At 70.7% G+C, this 14,674-nt stretch carries 15 protein-coding genes and 1 tRNA gene; 9 read left to right on the top strand and 7 right to left on the bottom strand.

Annotated elements, in window-relative coordinates; all coding sequences use genetic code 11:
• Window positions 1-8 precede the first annotated feature (8 nt).
• Window positions 9-83 (top strand) — tRNA-Arg (locus EDF23_RS13190).
• A gap of 51 nt (window positions 84-134) precedes the next feature.
• Here the strand turns inward: EDF23_RS13190 and EDF23_RS13185 are convergent.
• Together EDF23_RS13185 and EDF23_RS13180 are read right to left on the bottom strand one after the other, a co-directional pair.
• Entirely contained in the window at window positions 135-1,049 is a 915-nt protein-coding gene (locus tag EDF23_RS13185) for a hypothetical protein (RefSeq protein ID WP_131921901.1), read from the bottom strand.
• A complete protein-coding gene (locus EDF23_RS13180; protein ID WP_131921900.1) occupies window positions 1,046-1,600 on the bottom strand; it encodes a sigma-70 family RNA polymerase sigma factor in 555 nt (184 codons plus the stop codon). The genes EDF23_RS13185 and EDF23_RS13180 overlap by 4 nt, the downstream gene beginning before the upstream one ends.
• 110 nt (window positions 1,601-1,710) lie before the next feature.
• Here EDF23_RS13180 and argG point away from each other — a divergent pair, with 110 nt between their 5' ends.
• Window positions 1,711-3,153: an argininosuccinate synthase gene (argG, locus tag EDF23_RS13175; RefSeq protein WP_123936837.1), complete on the top strand. Its 1,443-nt coding sequence runs from the start codon at window positions 1,711-1,713 to the stop codon at window positions 3,151-3,153.
• A 123-nt stretch (window positions 3,154-3,276) separates the two neighbouring features.
• Here argG and EDF23_RS13170 read toward each other — a convergent pair whose 3' ends face one another.
• Window positions 3,277-3,990, bottom strand: coding sequence for an alpha/beta hydrolase (locus EDF23_RS13170; protein WP_131921899.1), 714 nt, complete (start codon window positions 3,988-3,990; stop codon window positions 3,277-3,279).
• A gap of 213 nt (window positions 3,991-4,203) precedes the next feature.
• On the opposite strand from EDF23_RS13170, the gene EDF23_RS19275 reads away from it, so the two are divergent.
• Together EDF23_RS19275 and EDF23_RS13165 are read left to right on the top strand one after the other, a co-directional pair.
• A complete protein-coding gene (locus tag EDF23_RS19275) occupies window positions 4,204-4,371 on the top strand; it encodes a hypothetical protein (protein WP_159570266.1) in 168 nt (55 codons plus the stop codon).
• 41 nt (window positions 4,372-4,412) lie between these two features.
• Window positions 4,413-5,006 carry a copper resistance CopC family protein gene (locus tag EDF23_RS13165; RefSeq protein ID WP_131921898.1) on the top strand — a complete coding sequence of 198 codons (594 nt, stop codon included), beginning with the start codon at window positions 4,413-4,415 and terminating at the stop codon, window positions 5,004-5,006.
• A 230-nt stretch (window positions 5,007-5,236) separates the two neighbouring features.
• On the opposite strand, the gene EDF23_RS13160 is transcribed toward EDF23_RS13165, so the two are convergent.
• Window positions 5,237-6,676: an MATE family efflux transporter gene (locus EDF23_RS13160; RefSeq protein ID WP_131921897.1), complete on the bottom strand. Its 1,440-nt coding sequence runs from the start codon at window positions 6,674-6,676 to the stop codon at window positions 5,237-5,239.
• A 167-nt stretch (window positions 6,677-6,843) separates the two neighbouring features.
• Window positions 6,844-7,281 (bottom strand): MarR family transcriptional regulator, encoded by a 438-nt coding sequence (locus EDF23_RS13155; RefSeq protein WP_131921896.1) that lies wholly within the window; start codon window positions 7,279-7,281, stop codon window positions 6,844-6,846.
• Between the two features lie 410 nt (window positions 7,282-7,691).
• On the opposite strand from EDF23_RS13155, the gene EDF23_RS19270 reads away from it, so the two are divergent.
• The 3 genes from EDF23_RS19270 (at window position 7,692) to EDF23_RS13145 (ending at window position 10,328) form a co-directional block, all read left to right on the top strand.
• Window positions 7,692-7,859 (top strand): hypothetical protein, encoded by a 168-nt coding sequence (locus EDF23_RS19270; RefSeq protein WP_159570252.1) that lies wholly within the window; start codon window positions 7,692-7,694, stop codon window positions 7,857-7,859.
• A gap of 40 nt (window positions 7,860-7,899) precedes the next feature.
• Complete coding sequence (gene nadE / locus EDF23_RS13150) at window positions 7,900-8,727, top strand: ammonia-dependent NAD(+) synthetase (RefSeq protein WP_131921895.1); 828 nt, start codon at window positions 7,900-7,902, stop codon at window positions 8,725-8,727.
• 143 nt (window positions 8,728-8,870) lie between these two features.
• Entirely contained in the window at window positions 8,871-10,328 is a 1,458-nt protein-coding gene (locus EDF23_RS13145; protein WP_131921894.1) for an SPFH domain-containing protein, read from the top strand.
• A gap of 34 nt (window positions 10,329-10,362) precedes the next feature.
• Here EDF23_RS13145 and EDF23_RS13140 read toward each other — a convergent pair whose 3' ends face one another.
• The gene (locus tag EDF23_RS13140) at window positions 10,363-10,752 is read right to left on the bottom strand and encodes a hypothetical protein (protein ID WP_123293330.1); all 390 of its coding nucleotides are present in this window, start codon (window positions 10,750-10,752) and stop codon (window positions 10,363-10,365) included.
• 71 nt (window positions 10,753-10,823) lie between these two features.
• On the bottom strand, window positions 10,824-11,783 hold the full coding sequence (locus EDF23_RS13135) for a phosphotransferase (RefSeq protein ID WP_131921893.1): 960 nt from the start codon (window positions 11,781-11,783) through the stop codon (window positions 10,824-10,826).
• Window positions 11,784-11,971: 188 nt separating this feature from the next.
• On the opposite strand from EDF23_RS13135, the gene EDF23_RS13130 reads away from it, so the two are divergent.
• The gene (locus EDF23_RS13130) at window positions 11,972-14,026 is read left to right on the top strand and encodes an MDR family MFS transporter (RefSeq protein ID WP_131921892.1); all 2,055 of its coding nucleotides are present in this window, start codon (window positions 11,972-11,974) and stop codon (window positions 14,024-14,026) included.
• A 61-nt stretch (window positions 14,027-14,087) separates the two neighbouring features.
• A complete protein-coding gene (locus EDF23_RS13125) occupies window positions 14,088-14,672 on the top strand; it encodes a TetR family transcriptional regulator (RefSeq protein ID WP_243648919.1) in 585 nt (194 codons plus the stop codon).
• Window positions 14,673-14,674: the final 2 nt, after the last annotated feature.

Genomic DNA, 14,674 nt, shown 5'->3' with positions numbered 1-14,674 from the left:
ACGGGCCAGCCTCTGTAGCTCAATGGAAGAGCAGTTCCGTCCTAAGGAAACGGTTGGGGGTTCGAGTCCCTCCAGGGGCACCAGCAGGTCGAAGGGGTTCTCGTCCCTGCAGCGCTTTCCAGGGGCACCGACGATCACCCCGCGGCCGGCTGGACCGGCGGGTCCTCCGGCATGGGGTGCTCGTCCTGCCAGACGGCGTCGACGTCTCCGAACTCGCGCGGGTAGCACTGGGTGTCGAAGGTCTCCGAACCCTCCGAGGGTGTCGAGTAGAGGTACCACGGTCCGGTTCCCGTCGGTCGGCTCGTCCATGCGCCGTCGGCGTACCACGACAGCGGGACGGTGCCCATCGACTGACCGGCCTGCGCCAGGCAGGCCTGGAGCCGGTTGAACGCCGCGGTGTACTCGTCGAGCGTGACCTTCCCGTCGGCGGTCTCCGCCCGCTGCTGGGCGGACGGCCGTGCGATCGAGGCCGACTTCGCCCACGAGGCCCACACCGCGTACCGCGCCGAACCCTCGCCGGACACGGACACGGTGGCTCCTCCCGATCCCGGCGCCGGGTACATGCCCCAGCGGGAGCCGAGCACGGTCACCTGGTCCTTCGTGCTCGTGGGGGTGCAGGCGGCGGAGTCTACGGTCGTCCCGTCGACCCGGATCGTGAACGTCCCCGGCTCGAGGCACTCCCACGTGAGCGTCACGCGATCCGCGCCGTCGGGACGGGTGCCGAGGGGGAACGAGCCGTCGCCGCGGGTGACGGCGAACGCTGGCGTGCCGAGCAGTGTCGCGTGGTTCCCCTCCTCCACCTGGTAGCGCGTCGACGTGGCGAGGGCGGTCTCGAGCACGGCGTCCTGGTCGGTCGCGGGCAGGGCCGCCGCGGTGATCCCACCGGTCACGGCCGAACCGGCGAGGAAGGCCGCCGCGACCGTGATCACCGTGCCCCGCGTCGGTCGGCGGCGTCGACGGGCCGGTGGGCTGGCCGTGGCCGTCGCGTCGACGTCGGCGACGAGGGCGTCGCGCATCGCGGCGAGACGAGGGGAGATGTGGTCGTTCACAGTGTGCCTCCGAGGGGTTCCGCTGACGTCGAGTACTGCTGCTGGAGTCGTGCCTTCGCCCGGTGGAGCCGGGACTTCACGGTGCCCGGTGCGACCCCGAGGGCTGCGGCCGCTTCGCGTTCGCCGAGGCCTTCGAGCACGCAGAGCGTGAGGACCCGCTGGTCTGCGATCGGGAGCCCGCGCAATGCTGCGACCGCTTCGGCGTCGGTGAACGACTCTGCGGGGTCGGGAGCGGGGTCGTCGACCGGGAACCTCCCGAGGAAGAGCCGGTGACGGCGCGTGGCGCGGGTCAGGTTGTGCGCGGTGTTCGTCGCCGTGACGAGCAGCCAGGGCAGCAAGGAGTCGTCGACGAAGCGGACGCGTTCGCGCTTCCGCCAGGCCTCGAGGAACGCGATGGCCACGACGTCGTCGGCGTCGGCCGGCGTGGGGACGAGGCCGACGGCGTGCCGTCGCAGGCGTGGGGCGTGTCGGTCGAAGACGCGTCCGACCGCTCGGCCGTCTCCGGCGACGCCCAGCGCCCAGTCCGCTCGGTCCCCCGTGATCTGGTTCATGCCCTGTATTGTCCGGGCGCAGCGGATCGGTTCCCGGTTCGCGGGACGAGTTCTCCACAACCGTCGCGCTGGACGGTAGCGTGCCCCGGTCTCCCCGTACGATTGACCCCGTGTCCAAGGTCCTGAGCAGTCTCCCCGTCGGCGAACGAGTCGGCATCGCGTTCTCAGGGGGTCTCGACACCTCCTGCGCCGTTGCCTGGATGCGCGAGAAGGGGGCGATCCCCTGCACGTACACGGCCGACATCGGTCAGTACGACGAGCCGGACATCGACGCCGTCCCGAGCCGCGCCCACGAGTACGGTGCCGAGATCGCCCGCCTGGTCGACGCGAAGAGCGCCCTGGTGGAAGAGGGCCTCGTCGCCCTGCAGACCGGCGCCTTCCACATCCGTTCCGGCGGCAAGACGTACTTCAACACGACGCCCCTCGGTCGTGCGGTCACGGGCACGATGCTCGTCCGCGCGATGAAGGAAGACGGCGTCGACATCTGGGGCGACGGCTCCACCTACAAGGGCAACGACATCGAGCGGTTCTACCGCTACGGCCTGATGGCCAACCCGCGTCTGCGCGTCTACAAGCCGTGGCTGGACTCCGAGTTCGTCGAGGAGCTCGGCGGTCGCAAGGAGATGAGCGAGTGGCTCGTCGCCCGCGGCTTCCCGTACCGCGACTCCACCGAGAAGGCGTACTCGACCGACGCCAACATCTGGGGTGCAACGCACGAGGCGAAGAGCCTCGAAGAGCTCTCGAGCGGCCTGGACATCGTCGAGCCGATCATGGGCGTCGCCGCCTGGCGTGACGACGTCGAGGTCGCCACCGAGATCGTCAGCATCCGCTTCGAGGCCGGTCGCCCCGTCGCGATCAACGGCGAGGAGTACACGGACGCCGTCGCCCTGGTCTACGAGGCGAACGCGATCGGCGGCCGCCACGGCCTCGGCGCGTCCGACCAGATCGAGAACCGCATCATCGAGGCGAAGAGCCGCGGCATCTACGAGGCACCGGGCATGGCCCTGCTGCACATCGCCTACGAGCGGCTGCTCAACGCGATCCACAACGAGGACACGGTCGCGTCGTACCACAACGAGGGCCGCCGACTCGGGCGCCTGATGTACGAGGGCCGCTGGCTCGACCCGCAGTCGCTCATGCTCCGCGAGTCCCTGCAGCGCTGGGTCGCGTCGGCCGTCACCGGCGAGGTCACGCTGCGCCTGCGCCGCGGCGACGACTACACGATCCTCGACACCACGGGTCCGGCGCTGTCGTACCACCCTGACAAGCTCTCGATGGAGCGGGTCGGCGACGCCGCCTTCGGTCCGGACGACCGCATCGGTCAGCTGACGATGCGCAACCTCGACATCGCGGACTCCCGCTCACGGCTCGAGCAGTACGCGGCCGCCGGTCTCATCGGCGGTGCGACGGCCGAGCTCGTCGGCGAGCTCGAGGCGGGCGAGTCCGAGGAGATCCTCGGTGGCGCCGTCATCGCCTCGGACGCCGAGGATGCGCTCGGACGCCGGACGGACCTCGCTTCCGAGGGCGCAGCCTTCGACTCCGGCACTGACTGACGAGCGCAGCGCCACGGGACCGGTACCACGCGGCCGGTCACGCGCCGTGGACGCGCAAAGAGCATGACGGGAGGCGCGGTGCCAGCTGGCATCGCGCCTCCCGTGCGTCGTCCTGCCGCCGTCTCAGGCCGTGGCACCTCCGAGCAGCAGCTCCAGCTGCTCGACGACCAGGTCGGGCCGCGTGATGAACGGGTGGTGCCCGGTCGGCACGTCGACGCTCCGCGTCGCCCGCGCCGCGTGCGCGCGCTGCAGCCCCACGGTGGTGCTGCGGTCCTCGGTGCAGACGAGGTATGTCGAGTCGACGTCCTGCCACCCTGCTGTCGTCGTCGGTGTCACAAACGCCCCCGCCGACTGGGCGGTCACCCGGTCCCAGGCGGCCTGCTGGGTGCTCGTGTCGGCGTCCTGCAGGAAGCGGCTACCGAATGACCCAGCGTCGTACCCGGCGACGGCGAGGACACCGTCACCGGCCGGGCCGATCGACACGGGATCGGGCTCGTCGGCCATGATGCCGGCTTGCGCGGAGCCGATGTCGGGCAGGTACGAGGACACGTACAGCAGGTGAGCGACGGCGTCGTGCCGTCCGGCCTCGGCGATGACGGTGCCGCCGTAGGAGTGCCCGACGACGATCGCCCCGTCGCTGTCGTCGAGGGCGGCGCGCAGGGCGGCTGCGTCCTCGGCGAGCCCACCGTCGGGGTGACCCGCCGGGCCCTCGCCGCAGGACGGCAACGAGACCGCTCGGCTGCGGGTTCCGGTGCGACTGTGCAGCAGGTCAGCGGTGGGCTGCCACCACCAGGCACCGTCGCGGACCAGGGCGCCGTGGACGAACAGGATCTCCATGCCCCGACGCTACGGCGATCCGGGCGGCGGCGTGCGATCGGCCGAGAAGCGCACCGCGCTCGACGGCGTCGGACGCAACCCCTACCGTGGAGGAACTGGATCGGTCATCAGGGACCCGTCGTCACGATGCTCCTCACAGATGTGGGGTCTGGCACAGCGGGTCGATCCGGACGAATCCGAGATGCGCATCATCTCGACGAAGGGCTGGTCGTCATGACCGCCAGGATGCAGCACGATTGGCACCGCCACGGCCTCCGGTCGCCGGAGGACCTCGAAGCCCTCGTGGCCGAGCGCCTCGAAGGAACCGGTCACGCTTCCACCAGCACGGGTGACGCACGGCGCGAGCCGTCCTACGCCGACTTCCTCGGCGAGCAGATCTGATCCGTCCCGGTCCGCTGCTCTACGGCTTGTAGAGTCTGTGCATGCGGACAGGACGAACGACGGCAGCTTCCCTCGCGATCGTCGTCGGAGGGCTCCTGGCGCTCGTCGGGGTCCAGCCGGCCTCGGCGCACTCGGCGCTCACCGGCAGCACGCCCGCTGACGGCGCGGTCGTCACCGAACCGCTCGACCGGGTCGACCTGACGTTCAGCGAGGCACCGCTCGCCGGTCTCGACGCCGGACTGCGGATCCAGGTCACCGACGCCGACGGCACCGACGTGTCGACGGGCGAGGTGACCGTCTCCGGGATGACGATGGGCAAGGCCGTCGACCTCGAGAACGGCGCGTACACGGTGCTCTGGCGGTACGTGTCGCCGGACGGCCACCCGATCGACGGCTCGTACGGGTTCGAGTACCGGGCCGCGGTCGCGACACCGTCCACGACGACATCGCCGACGTCGGATGCCGCCACCCCCACTCCGACGTCGACCGCGACGGCCACCGGGGCATCCGACGGTGCGCCCGACTCGGCGCCGGGCATCGCCCCGGGAGTCTGGGTCGCGCTCGGCGCCGGCACGTTGCTCGCTGCCGGTGCCGTCGTCGTGCTCCTCCTGCGCCGCACCCGACGCACTTCGTGAGCAGGAATGGTCGGGTGACCGAGCGACACGCGACCATTCCTGCTCACCATGCGCCGCGCCTGCAACCCGGCCACGCGCCGGACGGGAGGCCCGCCATCCGGCCGCCACGGGCCTCCCGTCCGACGCTGGCCACGTTCACCCCCGCTTCGTGAGCAGAAGAGGTCGGGTCCTGGAACGGGACCCGACCTCTTCTGCTCACCATGCGAGCGCGCCGCGCGCCGCGCACCGCGCTACGCGGCGGCGGGCGCCTCCTCGAGCGCGGCATCCGCCCGCTCCTCGCTGCCGGCGGCCAGGCCGCGCGCGATCTTCCCGCGCGACGCCAGCCACAGCACCACCGCGGCGGCGAACACGATGACCTCGGTGACGGTCAGCGCCCAGATGATCCCGGCGAGGCCGAACCACAGGTTGCCGGCGATGACGATCGGGATGAACAGCACGCCCTGCGCGAGCGACAGCACCATCGCGGGCAGCACCATGCCGGTCGCCTGGAACAGCGAGGTGAGCAACCCCGTGAACCCGTTCACGATGGCGGCGACGAGCTGCGCCGTCAGGATCGTCAGGCCGATCGCGAGGACCGAGTGGTCGCCGGAGAAGATCGTGAACACCTGCTCGCGGAAGGTGAAGACCGCGCCGGAGAACACGAGGACGATCGCGCCGACCGTGAAGGCGGCTCCGCGCAGGGCGGCCCGGAGGCGTGCGGCGTCGCCCTTGCCGAACGCGTAGGCGAGCAGCGGCAGCACGCCGATCGTGACGCCCATCACCAGGAACTCCGGCACCTGCGCGATGCGGACCGCGACGCCCATGGCGGCGAGCGGGTCGTCGCCGTAGGCGGCGGCGAGGTTGTTGAGCACGAGCGTCGTGACGATCAGGAAGGCGGACTGCAGCAGTTCGCCGACGCCGATGCCGAAGACGGGCTTCAGGATGTCGGCACGGAGCGTGAACCACTTCGGCGCGAAGCTGACGTTCTCGCTGTTCCGCTGCAGCCAGGTCACCCAGTAGGCGATCGACACGACGTTCGCGAGTCCGACGGCCAGCGCTGCGCCGCCGACCCCCCAGTGCAGCACGAGGATGAAGAGCACGTCGAACACCAGGTTCCCGATGGTCGACAGGACCAGGCCGATCATCGCCTGGCGTGCGGCACCCTCGGAGCGGACGATCTGCTCGAGGGCGAACGACGAGGCGAGCACCGGGACGAACGCGAGCATCACGGCGACGTACTCGCTCGTGGCGGGGACGGCTGCTGCGTCGGCGCCGAGCACGGCGACCAGGGGGCGCAGGAAGACGAGCCCGACGACGGCGAGGACGGCGCCGGTGACGACGGCTCCCCACAGCGCGAACGAGGCGACGTGCTTGATGTCCTGCGCCTTGGCGGGGTCGTGCTCCGAGGCGCCGAGCAGGCGGGACATCAGGGCGCTGCCGCCGACGCCGAACACGCCGCCGACGGCCATCACGATGCCGAGCAGCGGGGTGCCGAAGGTGATCGCGGCGAGCAGTGACGTGTCGTGCTGCGAGCCGATGAAGCCGGCGTTGATGACGTTGTACAGGGCGCTGACGACCATCGCAGCGGCCATCGGCACACACAGGTGCACGAGGGCCCGGGCGATCGGGGCGGCGGAGAGGTACCAGCGGTTGGTGGCCGCGGCGGTGTTCTCGGGGGTGGTGGTGGTCATGACTGCCTCCTCGTGGGCAGGGCTGAGGGCGCGACGGGATGCCGTCGCGTGCGGGGGTGGGGCCGGGAGGCCCGGGGCGCGTCGAGCGCGCCGGTGACGTCGGTGCCGGGGCGGCGCTACCGCGTCGGCGGTGCTACCGCGTCGGCGGTGCTACCGGGTCCGCGGTGCTACCGCGTCGGCGGTGCGAGTTCCGCGGTCACCTTCTGCAGCAGGTGCCGCAGGGTGGCGCGTTCGTCCGTGTCGAGTGGTGCGAGCAGGGTGTCGTCGAGGGCGATCATCGCGTCGGTGAAGCCGGCGATGAGGTCGATGCCCGCCGGGGTGGCGTGCACCGTCTTCGTCCGACCGTTCGTGGCATCGGGTCGCCGTTCGACGAGGCCGCGCCGCTCGAGGCCCTGCAGGAGGCTCGAGACGCTGGCCGCGCTGGTCCGGGTGATCTCGGCGATGTCGCGTTGGATCGCCCCGGGGTTCTGCTGCAGGTACCCGAGCACGAAGCTCTGCTCGCGGGTGAGGTCCCGATCACGAACCCACTCGTCAGCCGCCTTGCGCTGTGCCCATCCGATCCACCGCATGAGTTCGAGCGGGGTGGTGAGATCCGGTGCCTGCATGATCAGAACTCTAACTGTTTGATCTCTAACTGTCAACGAGGGTCCGACCCGTGGTCCGGCCCCGGAACGGGGGTATGGCCTCGGGGTGTGGCGCTGGTAGCTTGCACAGGAAGACGGCCTCACCAGCCGTCGTCCTCGGTCCGGTGCCGGACCGTTCGGGTCTCCCGTCGAACCGCCGGGGGACGGATCAGCAGTGGCGGACCTCCGCCCGGGAAAGGGACCCATGACTCGCACTGCGCTCCGAGCGCGACGCCGCCGGCGTCCATGAACTCCGACGCGCGCCGGCGGGTACCGGCGTGCGTCTCCACGGGGCCGCGGCGTTCGGGTCGCCTCGGGCCCTCCGGTGCGGTGGCGGTTCGGACCGCCACCGCACCGGACATCCGCACCACCACGAGTCAGTGAGGACCACCGTGCACGATCACGACACCCACCCGCTCGACCGTCGAGTCGGCCCGCCGCACGTCGAGCGGTTCCGACTGACGCAGAGCGCCGAGACGCTCGGCGTCGTCTGCACCTGCGCGATCGGCGTCGACCACGACAACACGATCCGGCCGGTGCACGCAGAACCCGTCCGCTGAACGCTGTGCACTCCGGCGGGTGCAGCGGGATACTGGGGTGGTGCGTGAACTCCAAGCCGCCATCGCCGCGGACCTCAACGTCCAGCCGACCATCGAGCCGGAGCAGGAGATCGCCCGCCGTGTCGGGTTCCTCCGTGACTACCTGCTCACGACCGGCGCGAAGGGGTTCCTGCTCGCGATCAGCGGCGGCCAGGACTCCACGCTCGCCGGGCGCCTGACCCAGCTCGCGGTCGAGTCCCTCCGTGCCGAGGGCCACCCCGCCGAGTTCACGACCGTCCGCATGCCGTACCGCGTGCAGGCCGACGAGGACGACGCCCAGCTCGCCCTGCAGTTCATCGCAGCCGACCCGGGCATCACCGTCAACATCGAGCACGGCGTCGACGGCGTCATGATCGACACCGCTGCCTCGGGCGTCGAGCTGAGCGACTTCGTGAAGGGCAACGTCAAGGCCCGGATGCGCATGGTCGCCCAGTACGCCGTCGCTGGCCAGCGCGGGCTGCTCGTCGTCGGGACCGACCACGCGGCCGAGGCGGTCACCGGCTTCTTCACGAAGTACGGCGACGGCGGCGTCGACCTGACGCCGCTCACCGGCCTGTCGAAGAGCCAGGGGCGGCAGCTGCTCGAGCACCTCGGAGCGCCCGCCCGCCTGTACGAGAAGGCCCCCACCGCGGACCTGCTCGACGAGACGCCCGGCCAGACCGACGAAGCGAACCTCGGGCTGTCCTACGCCGAGATCGACGCCTACCTGCAGGGGCACGACGTGCCGCTCGAGGTCGCCGAAGCGATCGAGTCGCGGTACCGCGCGACCGAGCACAAGCGCCAGGTGCCGGCGACGCCGTTCGACGACTGGTGGCGTGCGGGCGCGTAGGCGCTGACGCGACCACAGACAGGAGGCGAGGTGCAGGTGATCCTGCACCGCGCCTCCTGTCCGTCCGCGCGGTCTCCTAGGATGGGAGCCGACGGAACAACAGATGCGGAATCCAGGCTGGCGCCTGGTCCGGAGGGGGAGTCATGGAAGTCCTGTTCGCGCTCGGAGCCATCCCGCTGATCATCGTGGGGATCATCGTCCTCGCCGTGATCGCACTGATCTACGCGAAGGTCGTGTACCGCAACGCCGGCGCCGACGAAGCGCTCATCATCACCGGCAAGCGCTCGCGCAAGGTCAAGAACGACGACGGCACCGAGACCGTCGAGTCCGGCATCAAGGTCGTGCTCGGCGCCGGCGTCCTCGTCCGACCGTTCTTCGAGAAGGTCGCGAAGCTCTCGCTCAGCTCCCGGGCGATCGACATCAACGTCAACGCGCAGGACTCCCGCGGCGTGACGATCGACGTCGAAGCGGTCGCGCTGGTCAAGGTCGGCGAGACCGACGCGTCGATCCGGGCGGCCGCGCAGCGGTTCCTCGGGCAGGAGAAGAAGATCGACGACTTCGCGCGCGAGGTCCTGTCGGGATCGCTCCGTGCGTCGATCGGTGCGACCGACGTGTCCACGATCATCCGCAACCGCGACCAGCTCACCGTCGCGGTGCTCGACGTGGCGAAGGAGGCCCTGCACAGCCAGGGGCTCGACGTCGACTCCTTCGAGATCAAGGGCATCTCGGACCGCAACGAGTACATCAGCGACCTCGGTCGTGCCGAGCGCGCCCGCGTCCGGCTCGAGGCGGAGAACGCCGAGGCGCAGGCCGACCGCGAAGCGCGAGAAGCCCGTGCCACCGCCGACCAGGCCATCGCCGAAGCCGAGAACACCCTGGCGATCCGACGTGCCGCACTGCAGCTCGACGCCGACCGGGCATCGGCCGAGGCCGCAGCCGCCGGTCCGCTCGCCCAGGCCCGTGCGGCGCAGGGCGTCGTCGAGCAGGAGCAGATCACCGCGCAGAAGCGTGCCGAGCTGCGCCGTGCCGAGCTCGAGTCCGAGGTCTCCGCCGTCGCCGAGGCGCAGGCGCGCAAGACCCGCGTCGACGCCGAAGCGGCCGCCGGTGCCCAGGTCGAGACGGCCCGCGCCCAGGCCGAGGCCCGTCGGATCTCCGCCGAAGCGATCGCCGCCGAGGCGAAGGCCGAGTCCGAGGCGCGCAAGCTCGCCGCCGACGCCTCCCGTGCCGAAGGTGAGGCAGCGGCCGACGCGATCCGCGCCAAGGGTCAGGCCGAGGCGGACGCCACGAAGGCCCAGGCCGACGCACTCGCACAGCACTCCGAGGCCGTCCTGCGCGTCAAGGCCATCGAGACCCTGCCGAGCATCGCCCGCGAGCTCGCGGCGCCGATGGGCAACATCGACAAGCTGACCGTGGTGTCCTCCGACGGTGCCGGCACCCTGTCGAAGAGCATCGTGAGCCAGTTCAGCGAGGTCGACGCCCTGCTCGGGACGACCGCCGGGTTCACCCTGAGCGACATCGTCAAGAGCTCGACGACGGGGCAGGCCGCCGCACGGGCCGTCGTTCGCGAGCAGTCCACCGGTGTCGTGGAGCCGACCGAGTAGTCCTCAGCGGTCCCCGGGGCGGGCGTGGCGAGGATCAGTCCTCGTCGCGCCCGTTCTCGTCGCGGCGCTCGCGCTGCTGGCCGCCGGCGTCCTCGCGCTGGTCGGCGAGCCGCTGCTGCCACACGACGCTGCGGGCCGCGCCCTCGAGGATGTCGTCGACGCTCCGTCCGGTCTGCGCCGCGAGCGCACCGCTGAGTCCGGCGGTGAGGGTCCCGCCGGCGGATGCCAGACGTTCGATCACCTGCTCCTGGCGTGGGGTCAGGGGCTCGTCGATCATCTCGTCGATGGTGTCGCGGATGTTCTGCTCGCTCGCGTCCAGTGCCGCCTCGTCACCGGAGTGCAGCGCTGCTGCCTCTCCGACGACGACGAGACCGAGGCGCGCGGCGTCGTCTTCGGGACGCGGAGTGCGGTGCTCATCAGTCATGCGGGGGACCGTACGCTCCGTGGCGCCGCGCTTGCTGGACAGACGGGGTACCCGACGCCTGTCGTCCGTCGTCAGTGCGGTGTGGTGTCCCACCGGCGGAGCAACCACTCCGCAGCGGTCAGGCCCTCGCGCCGTTGGAAGTCACGGATGGTGGGCATGTTCGGCGGTGCCGGCGGCAGCGCGTGCTCGAAGAACAGACCGGCGAGACCGGCGAGCACGGCGTCGACCGTGGCGGTAGGCACGGCGGCGAACACCGGGTGGGTGGCGAGGTGGTGCTCGACGTCGCTGTCCTCGCCGCGGACGAGTGTGTCGATCAGGTAGGTCAGCGGGTCGAGCCAGTGCGCGCCGATGCTCGCCCACGGCCAGTCCACGACCCAGACGACCCCGGAGCCGTCGACGAGCAGGTTGTCGGCACGGCAGTCGGCGTGCACGAGGTGCTCGCCGTCGACGAGGGTCGCTGCCCGGGCGGCGGTGCTGGCGAACGCGGGGCCGGCGGCGAGCACGTGCGCCGGCACGACCTCGGCGACCCGGTCGGCAAGGGTGGGGTCGCCGAGCATCCGGTCCCAGGCGCCGAACTCGTGGCGCAGGTCGTCGGTGATCCGGGGGAGCGTGCCGAGGTCGCCGGTCGCCGAGGGCAGGGTGTCCAGCGCATCGAGCACCGCCGCGGTGTCGCTGCCGTCGAGTGCTGCCCCGGGGTGCTTGCCCTCGATGTCGTCGAGGACCAGGACGACCCACTCGTCGCCGTCCACGGTGGCGTCGAAGGCGTCCAGCAGGGGTGGTGCCCGCACCGTCGACGGCAGCTGCGCCACCACGCGGGCTTCCCGGCGGTGCAGGGCGAAGGCATCGGCGTTCCGCGATCGCGAGACCGTCTTGACGAACGCCCGTCGCCCCGTCGCCGTGACCACGCGGTCGGCACTCCCCGGCGACCACCCGGCCGTCTGGGACTCAGTGGACGTCACCGCTCCGCCGAGGATCTGTTCCACCCGGTCGCGCAGGATCGCCGGCACGTCCGTCCACGCAGTTCGCCCCATGGCCGACGACGCTACCTGAGAAGCCGTTCACGAACGTGCACGGACGGCAAATTTGCGTTGGCGGCAAACGTGCCGATGATGTAAAGTTGCAGCGTCTGCAAGGTTGACCCGCCGTTCGACGGCCCGCCACACACGCTCCGGCGTCCCTTGCCCGCACGACGACCACCACGCACCCCTGAAGGACCCCCATGTCTACTGCCACCGCACCCGTCGAGGTGTCGCGCGGACGACACGACTCCCCGGCCAGCACGCCGGGCAAGCCGATCATGTCGCACCGTCAGATCCTGCTCGTCATCTACGGCCTCATGGCCGGCATGTTCCTGTCGTCGCTCGACCAGACGATCGTCGGCACCGCGATCCGCACCATCGGCGACGACCTGCACGGCCTCGACCAGCAGGCGTGGGTCACGACCGCGTACCTGATCGCGTCGACCATCACGACGCCGATCTACGGCAAGCTCTCCGACGTCTTCGGGCGCCGCCCGCTCTACATCTTCGGCATCGCGGTCTTCATCCTCGGCTCGCTGCTCTCGACGATGTCGACCTCGATGATCATGCTCGCCGCGTTCCGTGCCTTCCAGGGCATCGGTGCCGGTGCGCTGATGTCGCTGCCGCTCGCGATCATGGGTGACATCCTCGCCCCGCGTGAGCGTGCCAAGTACCAGGGCTACTTCCTCGCGGTCTTCGGCATCTCGTCCGTCATCGGGCCGCTCATCGGTGGCCTGTTCGCCGGCGCGAGCACGATCCTCGGTGTCACCGGCTGGCGCTGGGTCTTCCTGATCAACGTGCCGATCGGCGTCGCGGCGCTCCTGATGGTCATCGCCTTCCTGCACCTGCCGAAGTTCGGTGACGCCAAGGCGAAGCCGCGCATCGACTGGTGGGGTGCCACCTCGGTCATCGCGACGCTCGTCCCGCTCCTGCTCGTGGCCGAACAGGGCCGCACCTGGGGTTGGGGTTCGGCCGGCGCCATCGCCTGCTACGTGATCGGTGCGCTCGGGCTCGTCGCCTTCCTGGTGATCGAGACCCTGATGAAGGACGACGCGATCATCCCGCTCAAGCTCTTCCGCTCGGGCACCTTCTCGATGGCCACGATCCTCGGGTTCCTGGTCGGCTTCGCGATGTTCGGCGCCATGCTGACCATCCCGCTGTACCTGCAGATCGTCACGGGGCTCACCCCGACGGAGTCCGGCTTCGCGACCCTGCCGATGATCGGTGGTCTGATGATCGCCTCGATCGCCTCGGGGCAGATCGTCGCCCGCACCGGTCGCTACCGGATCTTCCCGGTGATCGGCACGGCCCTGGTCTCGGTCGGCTACGTCGTCCTGACGTTCATGACGATCGACAAGCCGCTCTGGTTCCTGATGATCGGCATGTTCCTGATCGGCCTCGGCCTCGGGCAGCTCATGCAGAGCATCACCCTCGCCTCGCAGAACTCCGTGCAGCCGCGGGACATGGGTGTGGCGACGTCGTCCGCCACGTTCTTCCGCCAGATCGGTGGAACGCTCGGTACGGCGGTGCTGCTCAGCATCCTGTTCTCGATCATGCCGGCGAACATCCTGCACGCCACCGCGGACCAGAAGAACCTGTCCGGTGCGCTCGACGCCGCTCTGAACCCGACCGTCGCCACGGCGAAGGCGAACGCGGGCGTCATGGAGCAGATCTGGAACCCGATCGTCAGCCCGGTGAAGTCGCAGGTGCAGTCCGGCCTCGACCAGGCCACCGCGCAGGTCACCGCTGCGACGACCGGCGCTCCGGAGGCCGTGCAGCAGCAGGCCCTCACCGCCGCAGCCGACAAGGCGCACGCCAGCGTGCAGGACGGCAAGCTCGTGGTCGACTGGTCCGACGCCTCGCAGCGCTCGTACTGGGTCGGTGAGCTCGCCCCCGAACTGTCGAAGCAGATCGACAAGGGAGCCGGCGACGGCAGCAGCTCGAGCAGCGAGACGAGCGACACGTCCTACCTCAACGGTGCGACCCCGGCGCTGACCAAGCCGTTCATGACCGGCTTCAACGCGTCGGCCGTGACCGTCTACTGGGTCGGCTTCGCCGTGATCCTGCTGGCGTTCATCCTCAGCTGGTTCTTCAAAGCGCCGCCGCTCCGCAAGAGCTCGGCCCTGCAGGAGCAGGCCGACCAGGCCGGCACCGCCGACGACCTCGAGGTGCAGGCCGTCAAGGCGGCCGACACGATGGGGTCGCCCACGGCGCCCGTCACCGGATCGATCCCCGTGCAGCGGGACCGCGCGTAGGACCGGCCACCGGGGCCTCTCGTCACCAGACGGGAGGCCCCGACCCGCACCAGGAGCAGCAGTGAGCACGATCGAATCGCACCCGGCAGGCGACAGTGGCCTGCGGGAACGCAAGAAGCAGCAGACCCGGCACGCGATCCACCAGGCCGCGATGGCGTTGGTCTCCGACCGGGGCCTGGCCGGCGTGACGGTCGAGGAGATCTGCGCCGACGCCGGCGTCTCGCCCCGTACCTTCTTCAACTACTTCCCGTCGAAGGGCGACGCGGCACTCGGGCTCCCCGAGAGCTCGGTGCCCGAACTGGCACGACAGGCGTTCCTGACCGCGGAGGGCCCGCTCGTGTCGGACCTCTGCGACCTCGTCGCCCGGACGGTGACACTGCCGGCGGACCGCCGTCGCATGAAGGACCTCGTGCAGGCGCGACCCGAGATGGTGCCCGCGATGCTGCAGTGGATGGCACGTGCCCGGCTCGCCGTGTTCACGGTCGCCGCCGAGCGCACCGACGTGGACTCCGCACGGACCGCGGTGACGCTCGTCATGGCGGCGCTCATCGAGTCGGCACACCGCTTCGCCGACGGCTCGCGCGACGAGCTGGCGGACCGCCTCCGCGGCGTGGTGGCCGAGATGGGCCGGCTCGCCTCCGCCTGAGA

Origin of the sequence: Curtobacterium sp. PhB128, from assembly GCF_004340725.1 — a bacterium.
Classification (GTDB): domain Bacteria; phylum Actinomycetota; class Actinomycetes; order Actinomycetales; family Microbacteriaceae; genus Curtobacterium.
This window is presented reverse-complemented; position numbering and strand designations above follow the sequence as displayed.

Coding starts and splice junctions, on each gene's coding strand:
- EDF23_RS13180 (WP_131921900.1), bottom strand. CDS start 1,600: ATGAACCAGATCACGGGGGACCGAGCGGACTGGGCGCTGGGCGTCGCC.
- EDF23_RS13170 (WP_131921899.1), bottom strand. CDS start 3,990: ATGGAGATCCTGTTCGTCCACGGCGCCCTGGTCCGCGACGGTGCCTGG.
- EDF23_RS19275 (WP_159570266.1), top strand. CDS start 4,204: ATGACCGCCAGGATGCAGCACGATTGGCACCGCCACGGCCTCCGGTCG.
- EDF23_RS13165 (WP_131921898.1), top strand. CDS start 4,413: ATGCGGACAGGACGAACGACGGCAGCTTCCCTCGCGATCGTCGTCGGA.
- EDF23_RS13160 (WP_131921897.1), bottom strand. CDS start 6,676: ATGACCACCACCACCCCCGAGAACACCGCCGCGGCCACCAACCGCTGG.
- EDF23_RS13155 (WP_131921896.1), bottom strand. CDS start 7,281: ATGCAGGCACCGGATCTCACCACCCCGCTCGAACTCATGCGGTGGATC.
- EDF23_RS13145 (WP_131921894.1), top strand. CDS start 8,871: ATGGAAGTCCTGTTCGCGCTCGGAGCCATCCCGCTGATCATCGTGGGG.
- EDF23_RS13140 (WP_123293330.1), bottom strand. CDS start 10,752: ATGACTGATGAGCACCGCACTCCGCGTCCCGAAGACGACGCCGCGCGC.
- EDF23_RS13135 (WP_131921893.1), bottom strand. CDS start 11,783: ATGGGGCGAACTGCGTGGACGGACGTGCCGGCGATCCTGCGCGACCGG.
- EDF23_RS13130 (WP_131921892.1), top strand. CDS start 11,972: ATGTCTACTGCCACCGCACCCGTCGAGGTGTCGCGCGGACGACACGAC.